Origin of the sequence: Pseudomonas sp. NBRC 111138 (assembly GCF_001320835.1) — a bacterium.
GTDB classification, from domain to species: Bacteria; Pseudomonadota; Gammaproteobacteria; order Pseudomonadales; family Pseudomonadaceae; genus Aquipseudomonas; species Aquipseudomonas paracarnis.
The window spans coordinates 71,228-85,064 of the sequence record NZ_BCBO01000064.1 but is presented as its reverse complement, the minus strand read 5'-3'; the positions used below and the strand labels follow the sequence as shown (position 1 = coordinate 85,064).

The 13,837-nt window shown below is 59.9% G+C and carries 13 protein-coding genes and 1 pseudogene; 11 read left to right on the top strand and 3 right to left on the bottom strand.

Annotated elements, in window-relative coordinates:
• Positions 1 to 9: 9 nt before the first annotated feature.
• Positions 10 to 1,635, bottom strand: a complete 1,626-nt coding sequence (locus APH41_RS11950) for an APC family permease (protein ID WP_054919132.1) — start codon at positions 1,633 to 1,635, stop codon at positions 10 to 12.
• A 187-nt stretch (positions 1,636 to 1,822) separates the two neighbouring features.
• On the opposite strand from APH41_RS11950, the gene APH41_RS11945 reads away from it, so the two are divergent.
• Together APH41_RS11945 and treS are read left to right on the top strand one after the other, a co-directional pair.
• On the top strand, positions 1,823 to 2,611 hold the full coding sequence (locus APH41_RS11945) for an AraC family transcriptional regulator (RefSeq protein ID WP_032897151.1): 789 nt from the start codon (positions 1,823 to 1,825) through the stop codon (positions 2,609 to 2,611).
• 185 nt (positions 2,612 to 2,796) lie between these two features.
• Positions 2,797 to 4,860: a maltose alpha-D-glucosyltransferase gene (gene treS / locus APH41_RS11940; RefSeq protein WP_054919131.1), complete on the top strand. Its 2,064-nt coding sequence runs from the start codon at positions 2,797 to 2,799 to the stop codon at positions 4,858 to 4,860.
• A 163-nt stretch (positions 4,861 to 5,023) separates the two neighbouring features.
• On the opposite strand, the gene APH41_RS11935 is transcribed toward treS, so the two are convergent.
• Entirely contained in the window at positions 5,024 to 5,452 is a 429-nt protein-coding gene (locus APH41_RS11935; RefSeq protein ID WP_054898126.1) for a glycine zipper domain-containing protein, read from the bottom strand.
• A 227-nt stretch (positions 5,453 to 5,679) separates the two neighbouring features.
• Between APH41_RS11935 and APH41_RS11930 the strand changes: the two genes are divergently transcribed.
• A complete protein-coding gene (locus APH41_RS11930) occupies positions 5,680 to 6,138 on the top strand; it encodes an Hsp20 family protein (protein WP_014718573.1) in 459 nt (152 codons plus the stop codon).
• Between the two features lie 65 nt (positions 6,139 to 6,203).
• Here APH41_RS11930 and APH41_RS11925 read toward each other — a convergent pair whose 3' ends face one another.
• On the bottom strand, positions 6,204 to 7,100 hold the full coding sequence (locus tag APH41_RS11925; RefSeq protein WP_054919129.1) for a LysR family transcriptional regulator: 897 nt from the start codon (positions 7,098 to 7,100) through the stop codon (positions 6,204 to 6,206).
• Positions 7,101 to 7,315: 215 nt separating this feature from the next.
• Here APH41_RS11925 and APH41_RS28785 point away from each other — a divergent pair.
• From APH41_RS28785 to APH41_RS11890, 8 genes and pseudogenes are all read left to right on the top strand, one after another.
• Positions 7,316 to 7,426: pseudogene (locus APH41_RS28785) on the top strand (hydrolase); the annotation flags it as partial.
• A 66-nt stretch (positions 7,427 to 7,492) separates the two neighbouring features.
• Positions 7,493 to 8,119 carry an isochorismate family cysteine hydrolase YcaC gene (gene ycaC, locus APH41_RS11920; RefSeq protein ID WP_003191542.1) on the top strand — a complete coding sequence of 209 codons (627 nt, stop codon included), beginning with the start codon at positions 7,493 to 7,495 and terminating at the stop codon, positions 8,117 to 8,119.
• 442 nt (positions 8,120 to 8,561) lie between these two features.
• Entirely contained in the window at positions 8,562 to 9,593 is a 1,032-nt protein-coding gene (gene pstS / locus APH41_RS11915; protein ID WP_054919120.1) for a phosphate ABC transporter substrate-binding protein PstS, read from the top strand.
• Positions 9,594 to 9,667: 74 nt separating this feature from the next.
• A complete protein-coding gene (pstC, locus tag APH41_RS11910) occupies positions 9,668 to 10,633 on the top strand; it encodes a phosphate ABC transporter permease subunit PstC (protein WP_054919118.1) in 966 nt (321 codons plus the stop codon).
• A complete protein-coding gene (gene pstA, locus APH41_RS11905; RefSeq protein WP_054919114.1) occupies positions 10,633 to 11,526 on the top strand; it encodes a phosphate ABC transporter permease PstA in 894 nt (297 codons plus the stop codon). Before pstC ends, pstA begins: the two co-directional genes overlap by 1 nt.
• 76 nt (positions 11,527 to 11,602) lie before the next feature.
• The gene (gene pstB / locus APH41_RS11900) at positions 11,603 to 12,364 is read left to right on the top strand and encodes a phosphate ABC transporter ATP-binding protein PstB (protein ID WP_019817112.1); all 762 of its coding nucleotides are present in this window, start codon (positions 11,603 to 11,605) and stop codon (positions 12,362 to 12,364) included.
• 56 nt (positions 12,365 to 12,420) lie between these two features.
• Positions 12,421 to 13,119, top strand: a complete 699-nt coding sequence (locus APH41_RS11895; RefSeq protein WP_054919112.1) for a hypothetical protein — start codon at positions 12,421 to 12,423, stop codon at positions 13,117 to 13,119.
• Positions 13,119 to 13,736, top strand: coding sequence for a hypothetical protein (locus tag APH41_RS11890; protein ID WP_054919109.1), 618 nt, complete (start codon positions 13,119 to 13,121; stop codon positions 13,734 to 13,736). Before APH41_RS11895 ends, APH41_RS11890 begins: the two co-directional genes overlap by 1 nt.
• The last annotated feature ends 101 nt before the right edge of the window (positions 13,737 to 13,837 follow it).

The window sequence follows — 13,837 nt, the reverse complement described above, 5'->3', positions numbered from 1 at the left end:
GGCGCTCCATCAGTGGGTAGTCGGGGATAGTGGGGTGCTGTAGTGCACGTCGCTGACGGCTTCGCTTTCGTCCTCTTCCTGCTCCAGGCGTACCCAGTGGGCGGGTACGCCTGTGGCGGCGCCCCAGTAGTAAATGCCCAGGGCGCAGGCCGCCACCACCAAGGTGTCAAACGGGTGGCTGATCACCCCGATACCGCCAAAGCTGCCGAGTTTGGAGAGCAGGATGGTCACGGCGTAGAAGCCGATCAGCCAGGCCGAGGAGCGTACTTGTTGCTTGAGGTTCAGGTGCGCGGTCGGCACCCAGCGCGCGCACAGCAGGTACACCGCAAACATCAGAATTTGCAGGCCCAGCAGCCATGACACCGTGCTCCAGCCCGACCAGTAGACGATCAACGCAGCGATGATGAATGACAGCGGGCCCAGCACCGCCATGCCCTTGACCCGAAACGGGCGCGCCATGTCGGGTGCATTGCGGCGCAGGGCGGCGACCGTCACCGGAGCGACCGCGTAGCTGAGGATCAGGGCGGCAGACACCACGTTGATCAGCGCTTCCCAGGACGGGAACGGCAAGGTCCAGAACACCGACAGGCCAAAGGTCAGCCACAGCGCCGGGCGCGGGATGCCGGACTTCTCATCGATGCGCGTGAAGATCTTGAAAAAGGTGCCGGTCTGCGCCCATCCATACACTACGCGCGGGGTGGCGTTCATGTAGATGTTGCCGCAGCCGCTGGGGGAGATCACTGCATCGGCCACCACCAGGTAGGCCAGCCAGCCCACGCCCAGTGCCAGGGCGATATCGCGATAGGGCAGGGCCAGTTCCTTGCTGATGCCGGCCCAGCCATTGGCGAGCATTTCGGTAGGCACGCCGCCGAGGAACGCGGTTTGCAGCAGCACATAGATGGCCGTAGACAACAGTACCGAGAGGATCAAGGCGATGGGGATGGTGCGCTGTGGGTTTTTCACTTCGCTGGCCACCGAAATGATCGGCGTCAGGCCCAGGTAGGCAAAGATCACCCCGCCCGCCGACACGGCCATCTCGATGCCCGACAAGCCGAACGGTGCAAAGCCATGCACCTGGAAGTTCTCCGGCTTGAAGAAGGTGAACAGTACGCCGATCACCAGCAACGGCACGATGAACTTGAATACGCTCACCAGGTTATTGGCGATGGCAAAGGTCTTCACGCTGCGGTAATTGAGCACAAAGAACAGGCACAGCAAGGCAAATTGCACCAGCCAGCCCAGGGTGGTGGGGTCGCTGGAGCCGGCCTTGGTCAACTGGGGAAACCAGGCTGCCGCATATTGGCGCGAGGCGACCACTTCAATCGCCACCAGGCTGGAAAACGCGATCAGCGTGATAAAGCCCATCAGGTAGCCCAGCAGCGGGCCATGGGAGTACACCGGGTAGCGCACCACGCCGCCAGCGCGGGGCAGGGCGGCGCCCAGTTCGCAGTAGACAATGCCCAGCAACAGCACGGCGAAACCGCCCAGCAACCAGGAAAAAATCCCCGCCGGGCCTGCGATGGCAGACACGTGACTGGCGGCGAACAACCAACCCGAACCGAAGATGGCTCCCAACCCGATAAAGGTGAGGTCCATCAGTGACAGCTGTTTCTTGAACTTGCCTTGGCCTGACATAGCGGCGCCTTCTTGTGAGTTATTGGATAGGCATGCAGTGGCGCTATCCTGAACCCATCAGGCAGGCTGACGATTGATGTTTTGCGCAGGGATGGATGACGAATTCAGCACAATTTGCCGCGCTCGACAGCGCTCGCCCCATGCCTCAATCTGCTGGCTGTCGACGAATAAAGGGGCTGAGAAAGTCATGTTGCAAAGCGCGTTCGCGAGCCTTTTCCAAGGCAGCCGACCCCACAGCATCGAGCAGCTATTAAGCGGGGTAGAGCAGTTGCTGCCGATGCTTGATGTACTGCCCAATGCTGCGATTTTCATCAAGGACATCGACGCTCGCTACGTGCTCGCCAACCGCACCCTGGTGCAACGCTGCGGCCTCAAACAACTGCAACCGCTGCTGGGCAAGACCAGCGCCGAAGTGTTTCCCGCGCAATTGGGCCCCGGCTATACCGAGCAGGACAGGCGCGTGCTGAAGCAAGGCCTGGTACTGGAGGATCAACTCGAACTGCACCTCTACGGCACCCGCGAACCGGGCTGGTGCCTGACCCACAAGTGGCCGCTGTACAACCAGCTCGGTGCGATCATCGGCCTGGCCGGGATCTCGGTAGACCTGCAATCAGCCAGTGAAACCCACCCGGCCTATCAGCGTCTGGCGGCGGTGGACGAACACATCCGCAGCCACTTCAACCGCCGTGTCACCCTGGGGGAATTGACCCGCATCGCCGGGATTTCCGTGGCGCAACTGGAGCGCTACTGCAAGCGCGTCTTTCACCTCACCCCCCGGCAAATGATCCAGAAAGTCCGGCTGGAACACGCCCGGCGGTTGTTGCATACCGAGCTGCCGATTACCGAGGTGGCGCTGCAATGCGGCTACACCGATCACAGCGCGTTTACCCGGCAGTTCAAATCTTCAACCGGGTTCACCCCTAGGCAGTACCGGCAAGCGACGCAAGGCGGCAGCGCAGGTGAATGTCTTCTGTAGGAGCGAGCTTGCTCGCGAAAAACTCACAGGCGCCGCGTTCATTCAGGAAGCACGCGTTATCGTTGACGTTTTTCGCTAGCAAGCTCGCTCCTACAGGGTAAGCGTTCTATTGCGATGCAACGAATGCCGCCCACGCCCCTCATATGCTTACACCGACCCTTTTCACCACGACAGGTACCGAGCTTATGACCGCGGCGAACAACGATCATGTGAACTGGCTGGTGCAACATTCCATGCTCCACGCAGCGCGCCAGCGAGCCAAGCTGTATTCGGGGCAAGGCCGCCTGTGGCAGCAGCCTTATGCACAGACCCGGCCGCGTGACGCTTCAGCCTTGTCGTCGGTGTGGTTCACGGCCTACCCCGCCTCGATTGTCACCCGCGAAGGCGGCACCGTGCTGGAAGCGTTGGGGGACGAAACCCTGTGGCATACCCTGTCGAAGATCGGCATCCAGGGCATTCACAACGGCCCGCTGAAGAAGTCCGGTGGTTTGTCTGGCACCGAGCACACCCCGACCATCGACGGTAATTTCGACCGCATCAGCTTCGACATCGACCCGCAACTGGGCACCGAGGCACAATTGCAGGCCTTGACGCGCATGGCTGCCGCGCACAATGCGGTGATCATCGACGATGTGATCCCGTCGCACACCGGCAAGGGCGCGGACTTTCGCCTGGCAGAAATGGCCTATGAGGACTATCCCGGCCTGTACCACATGGTTGAAATACGCGAGGAAGACTGGCCGTTGCTGCCCGACGTGACTGCCGGACGCGATGCACAAAACCTCAGCCCGTCCCAGGTAGACGCACTGCGCGACAAGCACTACATCGTTGGCCAATTGCAGCGGGTGATTTTCTTCGAGCCCGGCGTCAAAGAAACCGACTGGAGCGCCACCCCGGTGGTGCTCGGCGTAGATGGCAAGCCGCGGCGCTGGGTGTACCTGCACTACTTCAAGGAAGGCCAGCCGTCGCTCAACTGGCTCGACCCTTCGTTTGCTGCGCAGCAGATGATCATCGGTGATGCGCTGCACGCCATTGATGTGATGGGCGCGAAAATCCTGCGCCTGGATGCCAACGGCTTTCTCGGCGTGGAGCGAAAGCTCGATGGCACGGCCTGGTCCGAAAGCCATCCGCTGTCGATCACCGGCAATCAGTTACTCGGCGGCGCCATTCGCAAGGCGGGCGGGTTCAGTTTTCAGGAACTCAACCTCACCGTGGACGACATCGCGTCCATGTCCCACGGCGGCGCTGACCTGTCTTATGACTTCATCACCCGGCCGGCCTACCAGCATGCATTGCTGATGGGCGACACCGAGTTCCTGCGTCTGATGCTGCGCCAGATGCACAGCCTCGGCATCGACCCCGGCTCGCTGATTCACGCGCTACAGAACCACGATGAACTGACCCTGGAGCTGGTGCACTTCTGGACGCTACACGCCCATGACAGCTTCCTGTTCCAGGGCCAGACCTTCCCCGGCAACATCCTGCGCGAGCATATCCGCGAACAGATGTACGAACGCCTGACCGGTGAGCATGCGCCGTACAACCTCAAGTTCGTCACCAACGGCGTGTCCTGCACCACCGCCAGCATCATCATCGCAGCCCTGGGTATTCGTGACCTGGAGGCGATCACCCCGGCGGATATCCAGCAGATTCGCCAGATCCATTTGCTGCTGGTGATGTACAACGCCATGCAACCTGGGGTGTTTGCCTTGTCCGGCTGGGACCTGGTGGGCGCGCTGCCGTTGGCGGCCGAAGACGTGGCGCACCTGATGGCCGATGGCGACACACGCTGGATTCACCGTGGCGCCTATGATCTGGTAGACCTGAACCCCGACGCCGAACTGTCAGCTGGGCAAATGCCGCGCTCCAAAAGCCTGTATGGCAGCCTGAACAGCCAACTGCAGGACCCGGAGTCCTTTGCCTCCCAACTGCAAAAAATCCTCGCCGTACGCCGCGCCTACGACATCGCCGCCAGCCGCCAGATCCTGGTGCCGGATGTCGAGCATCCCGGCTTGCTGATCATGGTGCACGAACTACCGGCGGGTAAGGGCACGCAAATCACCGCGCTGAACTTTGGCGCCACGCCGATCACCGAAACCCTGCACCTGCCCAACATCGCACCGGGGCCGGTGGTGGATATCATCAATGAGCGGGTGGAAGGCGATTTGACCGAGGAGGGCGCGTTCACGATTACCCTGGACGCTTATGAAGGGTTGGCGTTGCGTGTGGTGAGCAGCACGCCGATGTAAAGGCGACGAAACGGTAACTGTGGCGAGGGAGCTTGCTCCCGTTGGACTGCGTAGCAGTCCCAGCCTCTTTGAACAAAAGAGCGGGGCGGCTTCGCGCCCCAACGGGAGCAAGCTCCCTCGCCACAGGTTAGTGTTTGGTGGCTAACAGCGCCGTGCCACGCGATCAGTGGTGCTTGTTCTTGTGCTTATGTTTGTTGCCTTTGTGCTTGCCACCACCGGAACGATGACCGCTCTCGTCATCGGCCAGGTTGTTACCCAGCGCGCCACCGGCTGCGCCACCCACGCCGGCGCCGATGGTTGAACCGGTGGTGCCGCCCAGGCGATTGCCAATCAGCGAACCGCCTGCCGAGCCCAAACCGCCGCCAATCGCCGCTTCGGTCTTGTTGCCCTTCTGCGCACCCACTGCACTCCCGGCTGCGCCCCCCACGCCGGCGCCTATGGCCGCACCTGTCGAGCCACCAAGCTGCTGGCCGACCACGTTGCCCAATACACCGCCGACACCGCCTCCCAGCGCCGCCGTACCATCTCCAGCGGCCAGGGCCCCTTGGGTGATCAGAATGCCCAATGCCAGGGCCGGGAATGTCATTTTCATTTTTTTGTACCTCAAGGGCTGTCTCAGGCGCTCACGGGGTAAAGCACGCCTGGCATTTTGATTAGAGCACACGCCATAACACTTGGGCTTGGGTGATCGCCCCTTGCGCAAGAAAAATTTTTTCCAGCCCTCTTGAATTCCTTTTGCGCGTCCATAAATTTTTGATCACGCGATGCCGAATCCGGGTCGTGTACTAAATCACTTGGAGAAACTCAGGAGATTTTAAAATGGCTACTACCCTGTCGTTGGCCCCACTGTTCCGCCAATCGGTGGGCTTTGATCGCTTCAATGACCTGTTCGAGTCGGCGCTGCGCAGCGAGGCTCCGAATTCCTATCCACCTCACAACGTGGAAAAGCACGGTGACGACGCGTACCGCATCGTGATCGCCGTCGCTGGCCTGACCGAGGAGGATCTGGATATCCAGGTCGAGAGGGGTGTATTGACGGTTTCCGGCGGAAAACGCGAAACCGACGATAAGGTCGCTTACCTGCACCAGGGCATTGCCCAACGTGCGTTCCGGTTGTCGTTCCGCTTGGCGGACCATATCGAAGTACGTGGCGCATCCCTGACCAACGGTTTGCTCAACATCGACCTGCTGCGTGAAGTGCCTGAAGAGGCCAAGCCAAAACGCATCATGATTGGTGGTGAGACCAAACCCGAGCTGCGTCAGGTCAGCTTGCAGTAAAACAATCGGCGGTAAAAAGGCGCTCTACGGAGCGCCTTTTTGTGCGCGCTGCAAACTCAGGCCGGCTAAGCCTGGGTATTGGGTGCAAACAACCGCCTGGCCTCGGCAAAACACTTCTCTGCGATGACCGAGCGCGGTTCGGTCTTGCGCATCACCATGCCCAGGGGCGCAAGGACACTGGCGTCTGGCAGGTGGATAAATGCCAGGTTTTCGATGGGGTTTTCCAGGCCGCTGTCCAACGGCATGATTGCGCAACAGAAGCCTTCGTGGATGGCCTGGAACAGTTGATAGGTGGAGTCGCTTTCCAGAATCGGCTGGGGATCGAGACCGCGGCTGCGGAAACTCAAGTCGATGGATTTTCGGTAGTGCATGCCATTGCTGATCATCCCAAGGGGCAGTTCGGCGGCTTCTTCCCAGCTCATCTGTGTGCCTTCGAAGTGGAAGTGGCGGGTGTCGTACAGCAGGCCGACGCGGGTTTCGCCCAGCTCGAAAAACTCCAGGTAATTGGGGCTGACGTGGTCCAGGTAGCACACGCCCAGGTCCAGTTGGTTGGTGCCCAAGGCTTCGATGATTTTGTCCGAACTCATGGAGGTGAGGCTGAACTTGAGTTCCGGGAAGCTGTGGGACAAGCCCTGGATAAAGCTGATCGGGTTGAAGCCGCTCAGGGGCACCAGGCCCAGGCGCAGGTTACCGACCAACTGGCCGCGGCACGCAGCGGCTTCGGCGAACAGGCCGTCGTGGGCGGCGAGCAGGGTCCTGGCCCAGGCCAATACGCGTTCGCCGGCCTGGGTGAAACCTTCGAAGCGTTGGCCGCGGGTTACCAGCTCCAGGCCCAGTTCCTCCTCCAGGTTGCGCAGGCGCATCGACAGGGTGGGCTGGGTGATGTTGCAGCGCGCGGCGGCCTGGCCAAAGTGGCGGGTCTGCTCCAGCGCGATCAGGAATTTAAGCTGCTTGATGTCCATGAAGGCACCTGCCTGGAAATAAGTGAACGGTCATGATTGGCGCAAGTGCCTGAAACCCACGGGGTGGAGCCGATGATCGCATTGTAACGACCGGCACGTCCAAGTGCCCTTGCCACCGTGCGGCTGCATTGTTCCATTTTTGAGATGGAGCGGCCCGTTTCAGCCACTACCTAACCCTGAACGCGATGATTAAGGTGGTTCCACTGTTTTTTGGATGGGCCAACGTCTACACCCAGGCCGTGCCGCACTACCAGCTTCTCATCGAGAGCTATGTCAAGGCTCAGGAAGTGGCAAACAACCACGAAGTACTAGACTCACAGCGCTAGTAAACACGCTGGGTTCTTTACGGGGCGCCCACTCGGGGCGTCACCTTCTTTATCAGGAGTACCACGATGTCTACACCTTACGTTCGCTTGGACAAAGACAACGCCGCTGTGCTGTTGGTCGACCATCAGGCCGGCTTACTGTCATTGGTCCGCGACATTGACCCGGACAAATTCAAGAACAACGTGCTGGCCCTGGCTGACCTGGCCAAGTACTTCAAGTTGCCGACGATCCTGACCACCAGTTTCGAAACCGGCCCCAATGGCCCGCTGGTGCCCGAGCTCAAGGCACTGTTCCCGGATGCGCCGTACATTGCGCGCCCAGGCCAGATCAATGCCTGGGACAACGAAGACTTCGTCAAGGCCATCAAGGCCACCGGCAAGAAGCAATTGATCATTGCCGGCGTCGTGACCGAAGTGTGCGTGGCGTTCCCGGCGCTGTCGGCCCTGGCCGAAGGCTTTGAAGTGTTTGTGGTCACCGACGCCTCCGGCACTTTCAACGAACTGACCCAGCAGTCCGCCTGGGCCCGCATGTCGGCCAATGGCGCGCAACTGATGACCTGGTTTGGTCTGGCCTGTGAGCTGCACCGCGACTGGCGCAACGACATCGAGGGCTTGGGGACGTTGTTCTCCAACCACATTCCGGACTACCGCAACCTGTTCACCAGCTACAACGCGTTGACTGAAGGCAAGTAAGCCTGACGCGAGGCTGCCGCTAGCCCTGAGGGGGACGGTAGAGCGCCTATTTCACTGGCACCCCTAGGTCCACATGTGGGAGCTGGCTTGCCTGCGATGGCGGCATTGCGCCTGGCACCTATTTATCTGACACCGCGCGATCCAACTGTGGGTGTCAGGTAAATAGGCGTTGGCTGTCGGGCCGTCATTGCAGGCAAGCAAGCTCCCACAGTTGGATCGCGGAGCGTCAGTTGGATCGGCGTCGACCGTCGCGGGAGCAAGATCAGTAACGCTAGAGGGATGACAGCACTTTAGTCGTAATTTGTTACTAACCAATGCCCTAAAAATACAACGCTGTGGCGGCAAAGCGGGACAAAACGCCCTCTCGCCATTCAATTTTCATAAAAATGTAACAACCCTGCTTCACAGTTCGGGAGCCCGTCACCACAACGAGTTCCTTTTAATGAAAAGCTTGATGAAGTCCGCAGCACTCGCCGTTACGGTATCCCTGTGTGCCTCCTCCTTGACCTTCGCCGCCGAAAACGTGCGCCTCACCGGCTCCGGCGCCAGCTTCCCTGCACCGATCTACCTCACCTGGTTCAAGGATTTCAGCAAGAAGACCGCTGGCGTCACCGTGGATTACCAGTCCAAGGGCAGCGGCGCAGGTGTGCAGGACTTCCTGAATAAAACCGTCGACTTCGCCGCCAGTGACTCGGCCATGAAAGACGAAGACATCGCCAAGGTCGCCGAAGGCGTGCAGTTGCTGCCAATGACTGCCGGTGAAATCGTGCTGGCCTATAACCTGCCGGGCAATCCCAAGGGCCTCAAGCTGCCACGCGATGTTTACTCCAACATCTTCCTGGGCAAGATCACCAAGTGGAACGACCCACAGATCGTCGCCGCCAACCCGGACCTGAAACTCACCGACACGCCGATCACCGTGGTGGTACGCGCAGACTCCAGCGGCACCACGGCGGTATTCACCAAGCACCTGGCGACCATCAACCCTGAATTCAAAACGGCACTGGGGGAGGGCAACACCGTCAACTGGCCGGCCAGCGACAAATTCATCAAGTCGCCCAAGAACGATGGTGTGACCGCCACCGTACGCCAGACCCCAGGCGCGATTGGCTACATCGAGTACGGTTTCGCCAAACTGGCCAAGGTTGACTTCGCCCAGTTGCAGAACAAGGCCGGCCAGTACGTGGTGCCGAACGCCGAAAGCGGCGCCGAGGCCCTGGCCGCAGTTAAGATGCCGGAAAGCCTGGTGGCCTGGTTGCCTGACCCGGACGGTGCCAAGTCTTACCCGATCACCTCTTACACCTGGATGATTTTCCGCAAGGACAACGGCAACCCTGCCAAGGCCAAGGCCATGCGCGAAATGGTTGAGTACAGCCTGACCGAGGGGCAGAAAATCGCCGACTCCATGGGCTACATCCCGCTGCCGCCATCGGTGGTCGAGCAGGTTCGCAAGGCATCCGCCAACATTCAGTAACACCCGTGAGGCCGCTCTCGGTGTGGGCTGTTTGCCGCGCCGGGGGCGTTTCCCCCCTGTTCCGGAATTAGCCAATGAACAAACCTTTCGTCGTACCGGTTAACCGGGATTCTGCCTGCCAACCTCCCTCGTCCAAAGACTTTCTGGTCGATCGCACCTTCCGTGGGCTCGCGCGAATCGGGGTGGTACTGATTCTGGCGTTGGTCGCAGCCTTGGTATTCGAGGTGGGACGCAAGGCCTTGCCGGGCATGGAAAAGCACGGGTTCGATGTGCTTTTTGGCAGCGTCTGGGACGTTAACCAGGGCAAGTACGGGATCTTGCCGGCCATTTGGGGCACGCTCTACAGCGCTTTCATCGCGCTGCTGATTGCAGGCTTTTTCGGTGTCAGCATGGCGATTTTCCTGACTCAGGACTTTCTGCCGGCCAAACTGGCCGCTGTGTTTCGCACCATCGTTGAGCTGCTCGCGGCTATCCCCAGCGTGGTGTACGGCCTGTGGGGCATCTACGTGGTGATCCCGGCCATTCGGCCACTGACCACCTGGTTGAACAGCGAACTGGGTTGGATACCGTTTTTCGGCACGTCCCTGAGCGGGCCGGGGTTGCTGCCTGCGGCGCTGGTGTTGGCCATCATGATTCTGCCGACGATTGCCGCCGTATCCCAGGACGCGCTCACCAGCGTGCCGATGAAGACCAAGCAGGCCGCCTACGGCATGGGCACCACCCATTGGGAGGCGATTCTCAAGGTGATGGTGCCATCCGCCGCCACCGGTATTTTCGGCTCCCTGGTACTCGGCCTCGGCCGTGCGCTGGGCGAAACCATGGCGCTGGCGATGCTGGTGGGCAACGCCAACAACATTTCACTCTCGCTGTTCGCGCCGGCCAATACGTTGGCAGCCTTGTTGGCGCTGAACTTCCCCGAAGCCGGGCCCAACGAGGTGGAGGTATTGATGTACGCCGCTCTCGTCTTGATGTTCATCACGCTGCTGGTGAATGTCATCGGTTCCATGATCATGCTCTACGCCCAACGGGGTAACCGATGATGACGAATCTCACATCCCCTATCACCGCTGTGCCGAGCCTGCAGCGCAAGTTCGAAGGCCGCGCCTTGCGCAGTCTGGTGTTGACCACATTGGTATGGTTTGGCGCGCTGCTGGCCAGTGTGCCGCTGATTTCCGTGCTCTACATGCTGATCACCCGTGGCGGCGCACGCCTGAGCCTGGAGGTGTTCACCGAACTGCCGCCCACCGGCTTCGAAACAGGCGGCGGTTTCGGCAACGCCATGGCCGGCACCTTTGTGATGGTCGGTATCGCTGCGGCGATTGCGGTGCCGGTCGGCATCATGGCCGCGGTCTTCCTGGCCGAACTGGGGCCGGACAGCAAATTGGCCAACGCTGCACGCTTTGCCGCCAAGATGCTCACCGGCTTGCCTTCGATCCTGGCCGGGGTGTTTGCCTATGCCTTGGTGGTCATGACCACCGGCACCTACTCGGCACCGGCAGGCGGCGTGGCACTGGCGGTACTGATGCTGCCCATCGTGGTGCTGACGGCTGAAGAGTCGATGCGCATGGTGCCCAAGATCATGAAGGACGCCGCCTATGGCATGGGCTGCACCCGCTCCCAAGTGATCTGGAAGATCATCTTGCCGACCGGCCTGCCAGCGATCCTCACCGGCGTAATGCTTGCAGTGGCACGTGCCGCAGGCGAAACCGCGCCGTTGTTGTTCACCGCGCTGTTCAGCAACTACTGGATCTACCACGACGGCGACTTGGCGGTGATGAACCCCACGGCCTCCCTTGCAGTGTTGATCTACAACTTTTCCGGCATGCCCTTCGACAACCAGCTGGAGCTCGCCTGGGCGGCCTCGTTGGTGTTGGTGATGATCGTGCTGGTCGTGAATATTGTGAGCCGTATCTTCGGCAAGCCTAAGTATTAAGAACGGGAGCATCTGAATCTTGAACGTCTCAACTGCGCAAATAGCCGCTCCGTTTGTTACCCAATCGCCTGTGGTCATGGACTGCAAGCTGGACAGGATTTTCTACGGCAACTTCATGGCAGTGCGTGACAGCCATGTGCCGATCGAGAAAAACAAGATCACCGGTTTCATCGGCCCGTCCGGCTGCGGCAAAAGTACGGTACTGCGCAGCCTCAACCGCATGAACGACCTGGTGAAGGGCTTTCGTTTCGAAGGCCACGTGCATTTCCTGGGGCAGGACGTGTATGGCAAGGGCGTAGACCCGGTGGTGGTGCGCCGTTACATCGGCATGGTGTTCCAGCAGCCGAACCCGTTTTCCATGAGCATCTTCGACAACGTCGCCTTCGGCCTGCGCTTGAACCGCTACAAAGGTGACCTGGGCGATCGCGTCAAGCACGCCCTGCAAGGCGCTGCGCTGTGGGATGAAGTCAAGGACAAGCTCAAGGTCAGCGGCCTGTCGCTTTCCGGTGGCCAGCAGCAACGGCTGTGTATTGCCCGCGCTATCGCCACAGAGCCGGAAGTGCTGTTGCTCGACGAGCCTTGCTCGGCACTCGACCCGATTGCGACTCGCCGGGTAGAGGAACTGATGGTGGAACTGAAGAAGGACTACACCATCGCCCTGGTCACCCACAACATGCAGCAGGCGATCCGCGTGGCGGACACCACGGCATTTTTCTCGGTGGATATTTCCCAGGGCACGCGTACCGGCTACCTGGTGGAAATGGGCCCGACCGCGCAGATTTTTGGCAGCCCGCGTGAACAGATGACCGAGGATTACATCAGCGGCAAATTCAGCTGAGTAACTCCATGTTCGATAGAAACCACACGTGCGCCACCGTCAGCCCAGGAACGCCAATGTCTGCAACGCATCGTCTTGATTTGTCAGCGATTGAACGCGCGCTCCGCAAAGTGCAGAGCCGCTTTGCCCAGCTCAGCACGCAATTTACCGAGCCGCGCGACCCCTTGACCGACGAAGTGCTGCACAACGTGCTTGAAGGCTATGCGCTGGTTGACGACTATGTCGCACGGGGCGTTGACCTGTTTGACCTTCATCATCTGGACCTGATGCTGGAGATCAACGCCACGGTGCTCTGCGGTAGTGACCCGGCGCGCCGCGTGGAATACGCGCAGCACCTGGCCGCCACCGAGGAGCACTTCTTCAACAACGTTGAAGGCGGTATCAAGGACTTGTTCAATTGGTATTGCGCGTATCGCAGTGAATCGGTGTGGAAGCGTGCGGCCGGTGTGTATGTGCGCATCCTCAGCAAGCCGCAGTTGTTCATCGAAGGCAACAACCGCAGTGGTTCGCTGATCGTCAGTTATCTGCTGATGCGGGCCGGGTTGCCACCGTTCGTGCTGACGCTGGAAAATGCCGAGGGCTACTTCAATCCTTCCTCGGTAATCCGCAACTCGGCCAAACATGGGGTCAAGGCGTTGTATGAATTGCCCAAAATCAAGAAAAAGTACGCCGCCTTCCTGGAGGAACAGGCCCCGGATCCCAAGGCGTTTTTCTTGAGCAACGCACCACAGCCTATTTATCAGGGAGGCCATTAATGCGCCGGTATCCAACACTCGCCAGCCGAGCTGTGCAAGCTATCCAGCAGGCGCTTCTCACGCGTGCCGCCAAGCGACCGCGTGTACGCATCTCCTTTGATATCGACGACACATTGGCTTGCCAGCTCCACCACGCTGATGTCGAAAGCAGCTGGCTACCGGCCTGCGCTCATCGTTGGTGGGGAGAACCGCTGCGTATTGGCACCCGTTCGCTGACGCGAGAGCTGCGGCGCCAGGGTTGCAGTATCTGGGTCTACACCTCATCGGGCAGGGCGCCTTCCTACATCAGGCGTTGGCTGATGCTGTACGGCATTCGTGTCGACGGCGTAGTCAACAGCGTGCGGCATAATCACGCCCTCACGGTGCATGGGCTGTCGAACACCCCCTCGAAATTTCCGCCGGCCTTCGACATTGATTTGCACGTGGATGATTCCGAGGGTGTGCGCCTTGAAGGTAACGACCACGGCTTTCGCGTGGTGGTGGTTGATCCGCAGGATGAGCACTGGGCGCAACGAGTGCTTGAAGCCGTCGCGGGCGTGCAGGCGCAACTGGCCCGGCAGCAATTACCCAGGTTCAAGCAGTCTGTATGCCAAGGTGCTGAGGTTTATTCTTCCTGAGCTCCAAAGAAACCTGAACTTCTTGAGCCCTTATTGCAGTTCACAACTTGCTATAAGGGTTTGATTTTCTTTGACTCGCCAGTCACGAACAACACAGAACT